We start from the raw sequence: 16,493 nt of genomic DNA, 5'->3' as shown, positions 1-16,493 counted from the left end.
ACCGCGTCGGGTGCCGTCGCGCGCCGGGTAGCGTCGCCCGGGTGAGTCGTTCTGCAGAGGTGGCCCGGGACGTGCCGCCGGCGTCGCCGTGGCGTGGCCGGACCGTCGTGCTCGTGGGCATCGTGCTCGTGGCGCTGAACCTGCGGATCGCGGTGACGGCCGTCTCGCCGGTCCTGGACACGGTGCGGGCCGACATCCCGATGTCCGAGGCCCAGGCCGGGCTCCTCGGGACCGTGCCGGTGCTGACGTTCGCGCTGTTCGGCGCGCTGACGCCGGCCGTCTCCCGCCGCCTCGGCATGGAGGTCACGGTCGTCGTGTCCCTGCTGGTCAGCTCGATGGGGGAGGTGGTGCGCGCCACGACCGGCTCCGCCGGGGGCTTCCTCGCGTGGTCGGTCCTCGCCCTGGCGGGCATGGGGATGGGCAACGTGCTGATGCCGCCGCTGGTCAAGCGGTACTTCCCGGACCGGGTCGGGGCCGTGACCGCCGCGTACACGATCACGATCGCGATCAGCACGACGGTCCCGCCGCTGTTCGTGGTCGCCATGACGGACGACTGGGGGTGGCGCCCGGCACTGGCGTCCTGGGCCGCGGTCGGTCTCGTCGCGGTCGTGCCCTGGGTGGTGGTCGTGGTCCGCTCGGCCGCGGCGCGCTCGGCGCTGGCCCCCGTGCTCGAGCACACGAGCGAGCACACCCCCGGCCTGGACGGCCGCGAGCGCGGCACCGGGCGGGTCCGGCGCAGCCCCCTCGCCTGGGGACTGACGGCGATGTTCGGCGCGAACTCGCTGAACACCTACTTCCTGTTCGCCTGGCTCCCGCAGATCCTCGCGGACGCCGGGCTCTCGGAGTCGGCAGCCGCGCAGGGGCTCGCGCTCTACGCCGTGGTGGGCATCCCGACCTCCCTCGCGGCGCCGGTGCTCGCGGCGCGCATGCGTCGCCCGTTCTGGCTGGTGGTGCTCTTCGTGGCGCTGATGGTGGTCGGGTACGCGGGGCTCGCCGTGGCCCCGGAGACCGGGACGATGGTCTGGGTCGTCGCCGTCGGCCTCGGTGCCGCGACCTTCCCGCTGGGCCTCGCGCTGATCGGGCTGCGGACGCGGACGTCCGCGGGCGCCGTCGCGCTGTCCGGGTTCGTCCAGGGGTTCGGCTACGTCGTGGCGAGCGCGGGCCCCCTGCTCGCCGGCGTCCTGCACGGGGCGAGCGGCTCGTGGACGACGACGTACCTGGTCATGGGCGCGACCCTCGCCGTCGTCCTCGTCGGCGGAGCGGTGGGCGCGCGGGACGTGCGCCTGGAGGACCAGTGGCTCCCGGAGCGGCCGGACGGCGCGGACGGGACCGATACGATTCGGGGGTGACCCCCGACGAGCTCTCGCGCGCGCTCAGCGCCGCCCTGCACACCGCCGTCGACGACGGCACCCTCGCGCTCCCGGCCGACGCCGTCCCGGCGTCGGTGCACGTGGAGCGCCCCCGCCAGCGCGAGCACGGGGACTGGGCCACGAACGTCGCGCTGCAGCTCGCGAAGCGCGCCGGCACGACGCCGCGCGCGCTCGCCGAGGACCTCGCCGCGCGGCTGGTCGCGACGCCCGGCGTCCGCTCGGTCGACGTCGCGGGGCCAGGCTTCCTGAACATCACGCTCGACGCCGCGGCGGCGGGCGAGGTCGCCCGCACGGTCCTCACGGCGGGACCGGCCTACGGTCGGGGCGGCTCCGAGGCGGGCAAGAAGATCAACCTCGAGTTCGTCTCGGCGAACCCGACCGGCCCGATCCACATCGGCGGCGTCCGGTGGGCCGCCGTCGGCGACTCGCTCGCCCGCGTGCTGGAGGCCTCCGGCGCGCAGGTGACGCGCGAGTACTACTTCAACGACCATGGCGCCCAGATCGACCGCTTCGCGCGCTCGCTGCTCGCCCGCGCGAAGGGCGAGCCGGCGCCGGAGGACGGCTACGGCGGCGAGTACGTCTCCGAGATCGCCGACGCGGTGATCGCCGAGGCGGTGGCAGCAGGCGAGCCGGACCCCCGCACGCTGCCTGACGCCGACGCGCAGGAGGTCTTCCGGGCGCGCGGCGTCGACCGCATGTTCGACGAGATCAAGGCCTCGCTGCACGACTTCGGCGTCGACTTCGACGTGTACTTCCACGAGGACGACCTGCACGCGTCGGGCGCCGTGGAGCGCGCGATCGACCGGCTGCGCACCGCGGGCCACATCTTCGAGGCCGACGGCGCGACGTGGCTGCGCACGACCGACTTCGGTGACGACAAGGACCGCGTCATCATCAAGTCGGACGGCGAGGCGGCCTACATCTCGGGCGACATCGCGTACTACCTCGACAAGCGCGAGCGGGGCGCCGACGACGTGATCATCATGCTCGGCGCGGACCATCACGGGTACGTGGGCCGCATGATGGCGGTCTGCGCCGCGTTCGGCGACGAGCCCGGCACGAACCTGCAGATCCTCATCGGCCAGATGGTCAACCTGGTCAAGGACGGCGTCCCCGTGCGGATGTCCAAGCGCGCCGGGACCGTCGTCACCCTCGAGGACCTCGTGGACGCCGTGGGTGTCGACGCGGCCCGCTACTCGCTGGCGCGCTCGAGCGTCGACTCGAGCATCGACCTGGACCTCGACCTGCTCTCGCGCGCCACGAACGAGAACCCCGTCTTCTACGTCCAGTACGCCCACGCCCGCACCGTCAACGTCGCGCGCAACGCCGCCGACCACGGGGTCTCGCGCACCCGCGAGGACGGCACCGACGCGTTCGAGCCCGCGCTGCTCGAGCACCCGACGGAGACCGCCCTCGTCGGCCGGCTCACGGAGCTCCCGCGGATCGTCGCCCAGGCGGCCGAGCTCCGCGAGCCCCACCGCGTGGCCCGCTACCTCGAGGCGCTCGCCGGTGACTACCACAAGTGGTACGGCGAGTGCCGGGTCACGCCCTTCGGGGACGAGGAGGTCTCCGACGTCCACCGCACCCGCCTGTGGCTCAACGACGCCACGCGGCAGGTCGTCGCCAACGGCCTGGGCCTCCTCGGGGTCGGCGCGCCGGAGCGGATGTGAGCGCCGTGGCGGCCGCCGCCGGTCCGGTGCCCCGCGAGCGGGACCTCGCCCCGCACGTCTGGCCGTCGAACGTGTCGCTCGCGGACGACGGCGCGCTGGTCGCCGCGGGCGTCGACGTGCGGGAGATCGCCCGGACGTACGACACGCCCGCGTTCGTCCTCGACGAGGCCGACCTGCGGGCCCGGGCGCGCCTCTTCCGCGACGCTTTCGGCGCGGCGTTCGCCGAGGTCGGCGCGGAGGTCGACGTCTTCTACGCGGGCAAGTCGTTCTTGTCCGTCGCCGTGGCGCGGTGGGTGCGCGAGGAGGGGCTGCGCGTCGACACGTGCTCCGGCGGGGAGCTCGCGGTCGCGCTGCGCGCGGGCGTGCCCGGCCCCGAGATCGGCCTGCACGGCAACAACAAGTCCGACGACGAGATCCGCCGCGCCGTCGAGGCGCGGGTCGGGCGCATCGTCGTGGACTCGCCGGCCGAGATCGAGCGGGTCGCGGCGATCGCCTCCGCCGAGGGCCGCACGGCGGCGGACCCGGTGCCGGTCATGGTGCGGGTGACGACCGGCATCCACGCGGGCGGGCACGAGTTCATCTCGACGGCGCACGAGGACCAGAAGTTCGGCATACCGCTCGCCCAGGGCCACGCCCTCGCGGCCCTGCGCGCGGTGCTCGGCCACCCGGAGCTCGAGCTGCTCGGGGCGCACAGCCACATCGGCTCGCAGATCCAGGACGCCGCGGCGTTCGAGGCGGCCGCCCGCGCGATGCTCGGTCTGCGCGCAGACCTTGCCGGCGCCACCGGGGTGCTGGTGCCGGAGGTCGACCTGGGCGGCGGGTACGGCATCGCGTACACGGCGGACGAGACCCCCATCGACGTGCGGGGCGTCGCCCGGGCGCTCGCGCGCACGGTCGCCGAGGTCTGTGCCGAGCTGGGGACCCCGGTCCCGCGGATCTCCGTGGAGCCCGGCCGCGCCGTCGTCGGCCCCGCCGCCTTCACGCTGTACCGGGTCGGGGTCGTCAAGCCCGTCACCGTCACCGCGCCCGACGGCGGCACGTTCGTGCGCACGTACGTCTCGGTGGACGGGGGCATGAGCGACAACATCCGTCCCGTGCTCTACGGCGCGACGTACACGGGGCGCCTCGCGAACCGGGCCGGGAGCGACGCCGTCGTGCGCGCCCGAGTGGTCGGCAAGCACTGCGAGAGCGGCGACATCGTGCTGCCGGACGTCGAGCTCCCGGCGGACGTCGCCCCCGGCGACCTGCTGGCGGTCGCGGCGACGGGGGCCTACGGGCGCTCGATGGCGAGCAACTACAACCACCTCCTGCGCCCGCCGGTGCTGGCCGTCCGCGACGGGCAGGCGCGGGTGCTCGTGCGCCGCGAGACCGAGGAGGACCTGCTCGCCCTCGACGTCGGGTGAGCGGGCGCCGGCCGCTCACAGGTCGGTCGTCCTGACGGGGCCCGGCCCCGGCGCACTATCCTCGCCCCGGAACCCGTCCCACGACCGTCCCCGCGCGGACGGCGCGTCCCCGAACCGCCGTCCGCGAGCAGAGAGCAGGCCCTCCGTGTCATCCGCCGCAGCACCGCAGGGTGCCTCCACCGTCCCCGAGGCGCCGGGCGAGCCGCGGGCGCTGCGCGTCGCGCTGCTCGGCTGCGGCGTGGTGGGCACGCAGGTCGCGCGACTGCTCGCCACGCACGGGGACGCGCTCGCGGCGCGCGCCGGTGCCCCGCTGGACCTGGTCGGCATCGCGGTGCGCGACGTGGCCGCCCCGCGCGACCCGGCGATCGACCGCGCGCTCCTGACCGACGACGCCGGCCCGCTCGTCGACGGCGCCGACATCGTCGTCGAGGTCATGGGCGGCATCGAGCCGGCGCGCTCGCTGATGCTGCGCGCCATCGCCGGGGGGGCCGCCGTCGTGACGGCCAACAAGGCGCTGCTCGCCGAGGACGGCCCCACGCTCTACCGCGCCGCGGACGCCGCGGGGGTGGACATCTGCTTCGAGGCCGCCGTGGCGGGCGCCGTCCCGATCGTCCGGCCCGTGCGCGAGTCGCTGGCCGGCGACCACGTGCGCCGGGTGCTCGGCATCGTCAACGGCACCACGAACTACGTCCTCGACCGGATGGCCACCACCGGCCTGGAGCTGGAGGAGGCGGTCAAGGAGGCGCAGGACCTCGGGTACGCGGAGGCTGACCCGACGGCCGACGTCGAGGGGTACGACGCCGCGGCGAAGGCCGCGATCCTCGCGAGCCTCGCCTTCCACACCCGCGTCTCCATCACCGACGTCGCGCGGGAGGGCATCACCGCCGTCACGGCCGACGACGTCGCCTGGGCCACGCAGACCGGGCACGTGATCAAGCTGCTGGCCATCGCCGAGCAGACCCCCGACGGCGTCTCGGCGCGCGTCCACCCGGCGCTCGTGCCCACCACCCACCCCCTCGCCGGGGTCCGCGGGGCGTTCAACGCGATCTTCGTCGAGGCGGACGCGGCGGGCGACCTGATGTTCTACGGCCAGGGCGCCGGGGGAGCGCCGACGGCGTCCGCGGTGCTCGGCGACGTCGTCTCGGCCGCCCGCCACCGGGTGCTCGGCGGCAAGGGGCCGCAGGAGTCGACCTACGCCGACCTGCCGATCCTGCCCCCCGGTGCGGCGACGACCCGCTACCAGGTACGCGTCCTCGTCGCCGACCGGCCCGGCGTGCTCGCGCAGGTCGCGCGCGTCCTGGCCGAGAACGGCGTTTCGATCGAGGCCGTGCGCCAGGCGCCCGGCACGGGCGGCGACGGGAGCACCGTCGCGGCGAACCTGATCATCACCACCCACGCCGCGACGGAGGCCGCCCTCGCGGCCACGGTCGACGCCGTCGCCGGCCTGGGACCCGTCCACGAGATCACGTCCGTCCTGAGAGTCGAAGGAGCCTGAGATGGCCCACCAGTGGCGCGGCGTCATCGCCGAGTACGCCGACCGCTTGCCCGCACACCTCGCCGAGCGCGTGGTCACCCTCGGGGAGGGTGGCACCCCGCTCGTCGAGGCGCCGGCGCTCTCCGAGCGCACGGGCGCGCGCGTGCACCTGAAGGTCGAGGGCATGAACCCGACGGCCTCGTTCAAGGACCGCGGGATGACGGCGGCGATCTCGGCGGCCGCCGGGCGCGGCGCGAAGGCCGTGGTGTGCGCGTCGACGGGCAACACCTCGGCGTCCGCCGCGGCGTACGCGACCCGCGCCGGGATGGTCTGCGCCGTCCTGGTGCCCGACGGCAAGATCGCGATGGGCAAGCTCAGCCAGGCGATCGCGCACGGGGCGCGCCTCCTGCAGGTCGACGGCAACTTCGACGCCTGCCTGGTCGCGGCCCGCAAGCTCGCCGAGGTCTACCCGGTCGAGCTGGTCAACTCGGTGAACCCGGACCGGATCCAGGGGCAGAAGACCGCGGCGTTCGAGATCGTGGACGCGCTGGGCGACGCCCCCGACGTGCACGTGCTGCCGGTCGGCAACGCGGGGAACATCACGGCGTACTGGAAGGGCTTCCGCGAGTACGCGGGCCTGGACGACGGCGCGGGGCACGCGGCCGTCGCGACCCGCACCCCGGCCATGTGGGGCTTCCAGGCCGCGGGGGCCGCACCGATCGTGCTCGGCCACCCGGTGGACGAGCCCGAGACGATCGCGACGGCCATCCGCATCGGCAACCCCGCCTCGTGGCGCCAGGCGGAGGAGGCGCGCGACGTGTCCGGGGGAGTCATCGAGTCGGTCACCGACGAGCAGATCCTCGCCGCGCACCGGATCCTGTCCGCCGAGGTGGGCGTCTTCGTGGAGCCCGGCTCCGCGGCCGGCGTCGCCGGGCTGCTGCACCGGGCCGAGCGCGGGCTCGTCCCCGCCGGCGCCACGATCACCGTGACCGTCACCGGCCACGGCCTGAAGGACCCGCAGTGGGCGCTGCGCACGCTCGACGGCGCCGACGTCGAGCCCACGCGCGTCGGCGCGGACGTGGTGTCGATCGCCGACGCCCTCGGGCTCGACTGAGCGGGCCGGGGACGGGGAGGCGGGGATGCAGCTCGGATCGGACCACGTGCGCGTGCGGGTCCCCGCGACCAGCGCGAACCTCGGGCCGGGGTTCGACGCGCTGGGGCTGGCGCTCGGCGTCTACGACGACCTGGACGTGCGCGCGGTGGCGAGCGACGACGTCGTCGTCGAGGTCGAGGGCGAGGGCGCGGGAGAGGTCCCCACGGACGAGTCGCACCTCGTGGTGCGGGCCCTGCAGGCTGCGCTCGAGAGCGTCGGCGCCCCGCTGACGGGCCTGCGCGTGCACTGCGTCAACCGGATCCCGCACGGCCGGGGCCTGGGCTCGTCGGCCGCGGCCGTCGTCGCCGGCCTCGCGGCGGCGCGGGCGCTGGTGGCCGACCCGCGATCGCTCGACGACGCGGCGCTGCTCCGGATGGCGGACGGGTTCGAGGGGCACCCCGACAACGCCGCTCCGGCCATCAGCGGCGGCGCGACGATCGCGTGGACCGGTGGCGCCGCGGGTGCCGGGCACGACCAGACCGTGCGGGCGGTGCGGCTGCCCGTCCACCCCGACGTGCGGGCGACCGTCGTCGTGCCGACCCACCGGCTGGCGACCAGCCACGCGCGAGGGGTGCTGCCCGACGTCGTCCCGCACGCGGACGCGGCGCGCGGCGCCGGCCGGGCGGCGCTGCTCGTCCAGGCGCTGGGCCGGAGCCCGGAGCTGCTGCTGGACGCCACCGAGGACGTGCTGCACCAGCAGTACCGGTCCGGGGCGATGGCGGGGTCCTGGGAGCTGCTGTGCGCGCTGCGCGCCCAGGGGTACGCCGCGACGGTCTCCGGCGCGGGGCCCTCCGTGCTCGTGCTGTCCACGGCGGCCGGACTCCGCCCCCTCGACGCGGCCGTCGAGGGGCTCGTCGGGGACGATCCGGCGTGGGCCGTGCTGCGCCCGGCGCTCGATCTCGACGGGGTGCGCACCGAGCGTGTCGGCGGCCCATGAGGGCGGAGGGCCTGCCCTCGCGTGGTATTCTGGACCTGTCTTCGACCATCACATGATCGTCGTGCCTCCTGGCTCACGGACCTCTCGGTCCTGGGCTGCGGATCGTCGGGTCATGTGCCCGTACGTCAGCGCGAAGACAATCCAGCCCGCGTCGATCTGACGTAGCCGTTCCACCGGCGCGAGGCTTCACTGCGTCCCGGCCGTCACGCGCCGGGCGTCGACCACCCGCGCACCACGGCGATCTGCCGGGCGCGGACGAGGGGGAAGGGTCCTTCGTGACAGACACCACCGACACCGCCGCAGGCGCAGCGGGCAGCTCCCGCGCGCTCGGCACGCTGCGGCTCGCCGAGCTGCAGTCGCTCGCCTCACAGATCGGTGTCAAGGGCACCTCCAAGATGCGCAAGAGCGATCTTGTCGAGGCCATCAAGGCGAACGGCAGCACGAGCCGCGGCCCGAGCACCGGGGGCGGCGCCACGGCGACCGCGACCGACGGCTCCGCGCCGGACGGCGCGGGCGCCCGGCGGGCACGGCGTGCCCCGCGCGCCGAGGCCGCCAGCGCGGTCGCCGCCGCACTGAACGAGACCGCGGGCGCCTCGCGCGTCGAGACGGTCGACTCCCGGCCCCGGGGCGGCGACGAGGACCGCGCCGCGCGCGCGGCCGCCGCCGTCGGGCTGATCGGCGAGGAGACGCGCGGATCGCGCCGTGCCGGGCGGGGCGCCGGGGCTCCGCGCTCCGAGCAGAACGGCAGGCCCGCGCAGGACGAGACCGGCGACCGCTCGGCCGAGGCCCGCGCTCCGCGGACCGATGCCCGGGACGGGGCGGACGGCCAGCAGAACGGCGGCGGCAAGGACGCCCGCGATCGTTCCGAAGGCTCGGAGCGCCGCCAGCGCGGCGCGCAGAACGGCCAGGGCTCCGCCCAGAACGGGCAGGCCGCGCAGGGCAACCAGGGCTCCCCGAACGGGCAGCCGACGCAGCGGGACCAGGGTGGACGAGTGGACGACTCCGAGAGCGGCAGCCGCCGACGTCGCGGCCGGGACCGCGGGCGGGACCGCAAGCGCGGCGGCCGCACCGGCGGCCGCGTGACCCCGGGCGACATGGCGAGCCTCGACGAGGTCGAGCTGCACGAGGACGACGTCCTGCTCCCCGTGGCCGGCATCCTCGACGTGCTGGACAGCTACGCGTTCGTCCGCACGAGCGGGTACCTGCCCGGGCAGAACGACGTCTACGTCTCGCTCGGTCAGGTCAAGAAGGCCGGTCTGCGCCGCGGCGACGCCGTCACGGGCGCCGTCCGCCAGCCGCGCGACGGCGAGACCCAGGGCGGGCAGCGCCAGAAGTTCAACGCGCTCGTCCGGCTCGACACCGTCAACGGCCTGCCGCCGGAGGAGGCGCGCCAGCGCCCCGACTTCGCCAAGCTCACGCCGTTGTACCCGCAGGAGCGGCTGCGGCTCGAGCACGACGGCACCACCCGGCTCACGCCGCGCGTCATCGACATCGTCGCCCCCATCGGCAAGGGCCAGCGCGGCCTCATCGTCGCGCCGCCCAAGACCGGCAAGACGATCATCATGCAGCAGATCGCCAACGCGATCACGACGAACAACCCCGAGGTCCACCTCATGGTGGTGCTCGTGGACGAGCGTCCGGAGGAGGTCACCGACTTCGAGCGCACCGTGACGGGCGAGGTCGTCTCCTCGACGTTCGACCGGCCGGCCTCCGACCACGCGATCGTCGCCGAGCTGGCGATCGAGCGCGCGAAGCGTCTCGTCGAGCTGGGCCAGGACGTCGTCGTGCTGCTCGACTCGCTCACCCGTCTCTCTCGCGCGTACAACCTGGCGGCCCCCGCGTCCGGGCGCATCCTCTCCGGTGGTGTCGACGCCTCGGCGCTCTACCCGCCGAAGCGCTTCTTCGGCGCCGCGCGCAACATCGAGAACGGTGGCTCCCTGACGATCCTCGCCTCGGCGCTGGTGGAGACGGGCTCGAAGATGGACGAGGTCATCTTCGAGGAGTTCAAGGGCACCGGGAACATGGAGCTCCGGCTCTCGCGGGGCCTCGCGGACAAGCGGATCTTCCCGGCGGTGGACGTCAACGCGTCCGGCACCCGCCGCGAGGAGGTGCTGCTCTCGCGCGAGGAGCTCTCCATCGTCTACAAGCTGCGCCGCCTGCTCGGTGCGCTCGACCAGCAGCAGGCCATCGAGCTCATGCTGGGCAAGCTCAAGGACACGAAGACGAACGTCGAGTTCCTCCTCCAGGTCCAGAAGACGACCCCGAACAACTTTGCGGCGGGCGACGAGCCCGGCCACACCGTCTGACGCGCACGTCCCGCCGGTGCCGCGGGAGGGCCGGGAAGATTTCCGGCCCTCCCGTGGTTCTGGCACAATGTTCGGTCGGTCTCCGGTTCACGACGGCGTTCCTCGCCGTCGACCCGGGGAGACCCACACCAAGGAGAGATTCGTGAAGGCTGACATCCACCCCGACTACGTGCCCACCGAGGTCACCTGCACCTGCGGCAACACGTTCGTCACCCGCAGCACCGAGAAGTCCGGCAAGATCAGCGCCGACGTCTGCAGCGCCTGCCACCCGTTCTACACGGGCAAGCAGAAGATCCTCGACACCGGTGGTCGCGTGGCCCGCTTCCAGGCCCGCTACGGCAAGAAGGCCGAGAGCAAGTAGCTCCTCCGCAGCGCCGGTGGTGCCGGCGTCGTCAACCTCTCCAGGGGCAGACGACGTCCGGCGCCACCGGCGCTGTCGTCTTTCCGGCCGTGCCCCGCCCGCCCTGCTGATCCGAGGAACCCCACCGTGAGCGAGACCTTCGCCGCCGTCCAGCCGCTGCTCGACGAGCACGCGGACATCGAGCGGCAGCTCGCCGACCCCGCCGTGCACGCGGACGCCGCCCGGGCGCGCCGGCTGGGCCGCCGCTACGCGGAGCTCACGCAGGTGGTCACCGCGTACCGCACGTGGCGCCAGGCGCTGGACGACGCCGACACGGCGGCGGAGCTGGCCGACGACGACGCATCGTTCGCCGAGGAGCTGCCGGGCCTGCGCGCCGCGGCGGACGAGGCGGACGAGCGGCTGCGCCGCGTGCTCGTGCCGCGCGACCCCGACGACGGGCGCGACGTCATCCTCGAGGTCAAGGCGGGCGAGGGTGGTGCGGAGTCGGCGCTGTTCGCGGGCGACCTCCTGCGCATGTACCTGCGCTACGCGGAGCGCCGCGGCTGGCGGACCGAGATCCTCGAGGCCACGGACTCGGACCTCGGCGGGTACAAGGACGTCCAGGTCGCCATCAAGCTGCGGGGCTCGCTCACCGACCCGGCCGACGGCGTGTGGGCGCACCTGAAGTACGAGGGCGGCGTCCACCGCGTGCAGCGCGTGCCGGTGACGGAGTCCCAGGGCCGGATCCACACCTCGGCCGCGGGCGTGCTGGTGTTCCCGGAGGTCGAGGACGTGGGCGAGGTCGAGATCGACCAGAACGACCTGCGCATCGACGTCTACCGCTCCTCGGGGCCCGGCGGGCAGTCGGTGAACACGACCGACTCGGCGGTGCGGATCACGCACGTGCCGACCGGGATCGTCGTCTCGATGCAGAACGAGAAGTCCCAGCTGCAGAACCGCGAGCAGGCGATGCGCGTGCTGCGTGCACGGCTCCTCGCGGCGCAGCAGGAGGCGGCGGCGGCGGAGTCGGCAGAGCTGCGGCGCTCGCAGGTGCGCACCGTGGACCGCTCCGAGCGGATCCGCACGTACAACTACCCGGAGAACCGCATCGCGGACCACCGCACCGGGTACAAGGCGTACAACCTCGACCAGGTGCTCGACGGCGACCTCGACCCCGTCGTGGCGTCCGCGATCGAGGCGGACGAGGCGGCGCGGCTCGCGGGCGCGGCGGGATGACGCGCTCCGCTCCCGGGTCCAAGCCTGCCGGGTCCGCCGAGAAGTCGAATTCCGCCCCCGATTCTTCGAATCGAGGGGCGGAATTCGACATCTCGGCGGACGGAGGGACAGGCGGGGGAGCGCGCCCGTCCGTCGACCGGCTGGTCCGGGACGCCGCGCGAGACCTCGCGCAGGCCGGCGTCCCGAGCCCGCGGGTCGACGCCGAGCTCCTCCTCGCGCACGCCGCCGGCACGGCGCGCGACGCCGTCCGGCACGCCGCGCTCCTCGGTCGCGACCTCGGCTCCCTGGCCACGGCGGGCGGCCCGTCGCCCGACGACGTCGTCGCCCGCCTCGCGGCGCTCGTCGCCCGGCGCGCCGCGCGCGAGCCGCTGCAGCACCTGACCGGCCTGGCGCCGTTCCGCCACCTCGAGCTCGCCGTCGGCCCGGGGGTCTTCGTGCCGCGCCCGGAGACGGAGGAGGTCGCCCGGGTGGCGATCGACGAGTCGGCCGCCGTGGTACGCCGTACGGGCACCGCGCTGGTCGCCGACCTGTGCACCGGCTCGGGCGCGGTGGCGCTGGCCGTCGCCACGGAGGTGCCCGGCACGGTCGTGCACGCCGTGGAGCTGGACGCCGCCGCCCACGGCTGGGCCCGGCGCAACGTGGACGCCGTCGCCGCCCGCACGGGAGCCCGCGTCGCCCTGGTCCGCGGGGACGCCCGCACGGCGCTGCGCGGGCTCGACGGCCGCTGCGACGTCGTCGTCTCCAACCCGCCCTACGTGCCGCCCGACGCCGTCCCGCGCGACCCGGAGGTCGCGCACCACGACCCGGCGGTGGCGCTGTACGGGCTGGGCGCCGACGGGCTGGAGGTCCCGCGCGGCGTGGCCGCCGCGGCCGCACGCCTGCTGCGCCCTGGCGGCCTGCTCGTCATGGAGCACGCCGAGGTGCAGTCGGCCGCCGCGCGGCGCCTGGTCGCGGACGCGGGATTCGTGGACGTCGCCACCGTCGCCGACCTGACGGGCCGCGACCGGATGGTCGTGGCGCGTCGCGGCCGACCGGCGGGACCGGCGGGTGCGGATCCTCGTGCCGCGTCCGTGGAAGACTGAGCACGTGAGCACCGACCTGCACGACGTCCGCGACCCGGCCGGCTGGGGGCCGGCGATCGACGAGGCCGTCCACGCGATCTCGCGCGGCGAGCTCGTCGTCCTGCCCACCGACACGGTCTACGGCATCGGCGCCGACGCCTTCCAGCCCGACGCCGTCGCCGCGCTGCTGGCGGCGAAGGGCCGCGGCCGCCAGATGCCGCCGCCGGTCCTGGTCCCCGACCTGCGCACGCTCGACGGTCTCGCGACGGCCGTCCCGGACGGTGCGCGAGCGCTGGCGGAGACCTTCTGGCCCGGGGGGCTGACGATCATCTGCGCGGCCCAGCCGTCGCTCGCGTGGGACCTCGGCGAGACCCGGGGGACCGTCGCGCTGCGCATGCCCGACCACCCGGCGGCCCGCGCGCTCCTGCGCCGCACCGGCCCGCTGGCGGTCTCGAGCGCGAACCGCACCGGCCGCCCCGCCGCGCTCGACGCCGCCGACGCCGTCGGGCAGCTCGGCGCGTCCGTGGCCGTCTACCTCGACGGCGGCACCGTGCCCGGCGGCGTGGCGTCGACCATCGTCGACGCCACCGGGCCGGCGCTGCGGGTGGTGCGGGAGGGCGCGATCAGCCTCGAGGCCCTGCGCGACGTCGTCCCGGTGCAGCGGCTCCGGCCGGCGCCCGGGCCGGCACCGGAGCCGCCGGCAGGACCGTCCGGCGAGGGCGACGACGCCTCCCCGCCGCCCGGCACGGAGGCCGCCCGTTGAGGGTCTACCTCCTGGTCATGGTGGTCGCGGCGGCGGTCACGTTCCTGCTGACCCCGTTCTCGCGGTGGGTCGCCCTGCGGGTCGGCGCGATCACGGCCGTGCGGTCGCGCGACGTCCACACGGCACCGGTGCCGCGGCTCGGCGGCCTCGGGATGACCCTCGGCTTCGCGGTCGCGATCGTCTTCGCGAGCCGCATGCCGTTCCTCGAGCCCGTGTTCGCGGACGACCAGCAGGCCTGGGCGATCGTGGGCGGCGCCGCGATGGTCTGCGCGCTCGGCTTCGCCGACGACGTGTGGGACCTCGACTGGATGACGAAGCTCGCCGGCCAGGTCCTCGCGGCGGGGGCGATGGCGTTCGGCGGGGTCAGCCTCATCACCCTGCCGATCGGCGGCCTGACCATCGCCTCGCCGAGCCTGTCGCTGTTCGCGACGATCTTCGTCGTCGTGCTCGCGATGAACGCCGTGAACTTCGTCGACGGCCTCGACGGCCTCGCGGCGGGCATCATCGCGATCGGCGGCTCGGCGTTCTTCCTCTACAGCTACCTCCTGACGCGCCAGGCGAGCTCGACGGACTTCTCGAGCCTCGCGACGCTCGTCATGGCGGCGCTCGTGGGTATCTGCGTCGGGTTCCTGCCGCACAACTTCCACCCCGCGCGGATCTTCATGGGCGACTCGGGCTCGATGGTGCTGGGGCTGCTGATGGCGGCGGCCGGCATCATCGTCACCGGCCGGATCGACCCGGCGACGATCAACGACCCGGGCACGATCAACCGGACCCAGGCCTTCCCGGCGTTCCTGCCCATCGTCCTGCCGTTCGCGGTGCTGCTGCTCCCGCTGCTCGACATGGCCCTGGCCGTGCTCCGGCGCCTCGCCCGCGGCAAGAGTCCCTTCGCCCCCGACCGGATGCACCTGCACCACCGCATGCTCGCGCTGGGCCACTCCCACCGCCGCGCCGTCGTGATCCTGTACGTGTGGACGGCGGTGGCGGCCTTCGGTGCGACCGCGCTGGTCCTGTGGCCGTGGCGGCAGGTGCTGCTCTGGACCGGGGTCGTGGCCGTCGTCGCCCTCGTGGTCACCCTCGGGCCCCTGCGCACGCGCCTGAAGATCCTCGACGACGACGGGGCCGACGACGGCGCCCCGGCGGACCTGGTCGTCGACGACCCCGCGAGCCCCGCCCCGGCGCCCGGCGCGCCGGCCGCAACCTCCCCGTCCGCCGCACCCGAGAGGACCGCACGATGACCGAGCACCCGACGTCGGTGCCCGCCGACCAGCCCGCCGACCAGCCCGACGACCGGTCCGCCGAGGCCCGCGCCGAGGCACCCGCCGGCGCACCCGACGCCGCGACGGAGATGTTCCGGGGCGCGCTGCGCCAGGTCCTGGTGTTCCTGGCCCTGCTGGCGGTGGTGAGCGTGGTCGTCGGCGCCCTCGTGGCGGGGGGACCCGGGGTCTGGGGGGCGGTGCTCGGCGTCGCCGTGGCCGTCGTCTTCTCCGGCACCACCGTGTGGTCGATGTGGCGCTCGTCCGGGATGCCCCCGGCGACCCTGGTCTCGCTCGTCGCCTTCTCGTGGCTCGGCAAGATGCTCGTCCTGTTCGTCGCCGTCGCGGTCCTGCGGCAGTTCGACTTCTACAGCGCGCCGGTGTTCGGGTGGGTCGCGATCGCGGGCGCCGTCGGCTCGGCCGTGATCGACCTGCTGGCGGTCCGCAGGGCCCGGATCCCGTACGTCCAGACCGACTGAGCGCGGTGCCGCAGAGGGGGCGGCACGAGGGGCCGTCGGGGGTCTGGACCACCGTCCCGCATACGTTAGGCTTGCCCTGATTCCATGACGGCCAGGTCCGACGGCGTGCCATCCCCCCTGATGCGCACAGCACCACGTCGTGACCGTACGACCACCGGGAGATTGTCGTGTTCACCCTTGCGACGACGCAAATTCTCGCCGCGGAGAGCGACGGTTTCCACGCTCCGAGCATCAGCGACTTCTTTCCGCCCGCCATCTTCTTCGACGGCACGGCGTTCGAGATCAACCGCATCATGCTCGTCCGGTTCATCGCCGCGATCGCACTGCTGACGATCTTCGTGATCGGCGCCCGGCGCGCGAAGCTGGTGCCCGGCCGCTTCCAGAACCTTCTCGAGCTGGGGCTGGACTTCTGCCGCAGGCAGATCACCTACGAGATCCTCGGCGAGCAGCTCGGCAAGAAGTACGTGCCGCTGATCACGACGATCTTCTTCGCGGTCTTCTTCTTCAACGTCACCGGGATCGTCCCCTTCCTCAACGTCGCCGGGACGTCGGTGATCGGCCTGCCGATCATCTTCGCGCTCTGGGTGTTCGTGATGTATCTCGCGGCAGGGTTCAAGCGGTTCGGGTTCGGCGGGTTCTTCAAGCACGCGCTGTTCCCGCCGGGCGTGCCGAAGGTCCTCTACCTCCTGCTGACGCCGGTCGAGTTCCTGCAGGTCTTCCTGCTGCGGCCCGCCACGCTGGTCATCCGGCTCTTCGCGAACATGCTCGCCGGGCACCTGCTGCTCGCCCTCTGCTTCGCCGCCACGTCCTACCTCTTCTTCGAGGCGTCCGGCGCGATCAAGGTGGCCGGAGTGGTCACCCTCGCGGGCGGCTTCGCCTTCTTCCTGCTGGAGGCGTTCGTCGCCGCGCTGCAGGCCTACGTCTTCGCGATCCTCACCGCCGTGTACATCCAGATGTCGGTGGAAGCGGAGCACTGATCCACCGTCCTTCACCACCGCGGGGACACCGACCGCCGGGTCACCGCTAACACCCCCGACGCGCCACC

14 protein-coding genes are annotated in these 16,493 nt (G+C 74.4%); all 14 read left to right on the top strand.

Annotated features, from left to right (window positions below; all coding sequences use genetic code 11):
• The first annotated feature begins 41 nt into the window (after positions 1 to 41).
• Entirely contained in the window at positions 42 to 1,349 is a 1,308-nt protein-coding gene (locus tag EDF32_RS01905) for a CynX/NimT family MFS transporter (protein ID WP_158614040.1), read from the top strand.
• Positions 1,346 to 3,040: an arginine--tRNA ligase gene (argS, locus tag EDF32_RS01900; RefSeq protein ID WP_123306850.1), complete on the top strand. Its 1,695-nt coding sequence runs from the start codon at positions 1,346 to 1,348 to the stop codon at positions 3,038 to 3,040. The genes EDF32_RS01905 and argS overlap by 4 nt, the downstream gene beginning before the upstream one ends.
• A 5-nt stretch (positions 3,041 to 3,045) precedes the next feature.
• Positions 3,046 to 4,443 (top strand): diaminopimelate decarboxylase, encoded by a 1,398-nt coding sequence (lysA, locus tag EDF32_RS01895; protein WP_370449905.1) that lies wholly within the window; start codon positions 3,046 to 3,048, stop codon positions 4,441 to 4,443.
• Between the two features lie 145 nt (positions 4,444 to 4,588).
• Entirely contained in the window at positions 4,589 to 5,938 is a 1,350-nt protein-coding gene (locus EDF32_RS01890; RefSeq protein ID WP_123306849.1) for a homoserine dehydrogenase, read from the top strand.
• 1 nt (position 5,939) lies between these two features.
• A complete protein-coding gene (gene thrC / locus EDF32_RS01885) occupies positions 5,940 to 7,031 on the top strand; it encodes a threonine synthase (protein WP_123306848.1) in 1,092 nt (363 codons plus the stop codon).
• Between the two features lie 25 nt (positions 7,032 to 7,056).
• The gene (gene thrB / locus EDF32_RS01880) at positions 7,057 to 8,007 is read left to right on the top strand and encodes a homoserine kinase (RefSeq protein ID WP_123306847.1); all 951 of its coding nucleotides are present in this window, start codon (positions 7,057 to 7,059) and stop codon (positions 8,005 to 8,007) included.
• A gap of 275 nt (positions 8,008 to 8,282) precedes the next feature.
• Entirely contained in the window at positions 8,283 to 10,313 is a 2,031-nt protein-coding gene (gene rho / locus EDF32_RS01875) for a transcription termination factor Rho (RefSeq protein WP_123306846.1), read from the top strand.
• 142 nt (positions 10,314 to 10,455) lie between these two features.
• A complete protein-coding gene (gene rpmE, locus EDF32_RS01870) occupies positions 10,456 to 10,674 on the top strand; it encodes a 50S ribosomal protein L31 (protein WP_123306845.1) in 219 nt (72 codons plus the stop codon).
• A 126-nt stretch (positions 10,675 to 10,800) separates the two neighbouring features.
• On the top strand, positions 10,801 to 11,889 hold the full coding sequence (prfA, locus tag EDF32_RS01865) for a peptide chain release factor 1 (RefSeq protein ID WP_123306844.1): 1,089 nt from the start codon (positions 10,801 to 10,803) through the stop codon (positions 11,887 to 11,889).
• Positions 11,886 to 12,971: a peptide chain release factor N(5)-glutamine methyltransferase gene (gene prmC / locus EDF32_RS01860; RefSeq protein ID WP_123306843.1), complete on the top strand. Its 1,086-nt coding sequence runs from the start codon at positions 11,886 to 11,888 to the stop codon at positions 12,969 to 12,971. Before prfA ends, prmC begins: the two co-directional genes overlap by 4 nt.
• A gap of 4 nt (positions 12,972 to 12,975) precedes the next feature.
• A complete protein-coding gene (locus tag EDF32_RS01855; protein ID WP_233565620.1) occupies positions 12,976 to 13,713 on the top strand; it encodes an L-threonylcarbamoyladenylate synthase in 738 nt (245 codons plus the stop codon).
• Complete coding sequence (locus tag EDF32_RS01850) at positions 13,710 to 14,951, top strand: MraY family glycosyltransferase (RefSeq protein WP_123306842.1); 1,242 nt, start codon at positions 13,710 to 13,712, stop codon at positions 14,949 to 14,951. Before EDF32_RS01855 ends, EDF32_RS01850 begins: the two co-directional genes overlap by 4 nt.
• A complete protein-coding gene (locus EDF32_RS01845) occupies positions 14,948 to 15,448 on the top strand; it encodes a hypothetical protein (protein WP_233565619.1) in 501 nt (166 codons plus the stop codon). Before EDF32_RS01850 ends, EDF32_RS01845 begins: the two co-directional genes overlap by 4 nt.
• Before the next feature lie 167 nt (positions 15,449 to 15,615).
• Positions 15,616 to 16,425, top strand: coding sequence for a F0F1 ATP synthase subunit A (gene atpB, locus EDF32_RS01840; RefSeq protein WP_199734787.1), 810 nt, complete (start codon positions 15,616 to 15,618; stop codon positions 16,423 to 16,425).
• The last annotated feature ends 68 nt before the right edge of the window (positions 16,426 to 16,493 follow it).

It is taken from the genome of Cellulomonas sp. PhB143, from assembly GCF_003752595.1.
Lineage (GTDB): Bacteria > Actinomycetota > Actinomycetes > Actinomycetales > Cellulomonadaceae > Paraoerskovia.
The sequence above is the reverse complement of the archived record's forward strand: the minus strand, read 5'-3'. Positions and strand labels throughout refer to the sequence as shown.

Coding starts and splice junctions, on each gene's coding strand:
- thrC (WP_123306848.1), top strand. CDS start 5,940: ATGGCCCACCAGTGGCGCGGCGTCATCGCCGAGTACGCCGACCGCTTG.
- thrB (WP_123306847.1), top strand. CDS start 7,057: ATGCAGCTCGGATCGGACCACGTGCGCGTGCGGGTCCCCGCGACCAGC.
- prmC (WP_123306843.1), top strand. CDS start 11,886: ATGACGCGCTCCGCTCCCGGGTCCAAGCCTGCCGGGTCCGCCGAGAAG.
- EDF32_RS01845 (WP_233565619.1), top strand. CDS start 14,948: ATGACCGAGCACCCGACGTCGGTGCCCGCCGACCAGCCCGCCGACCAG.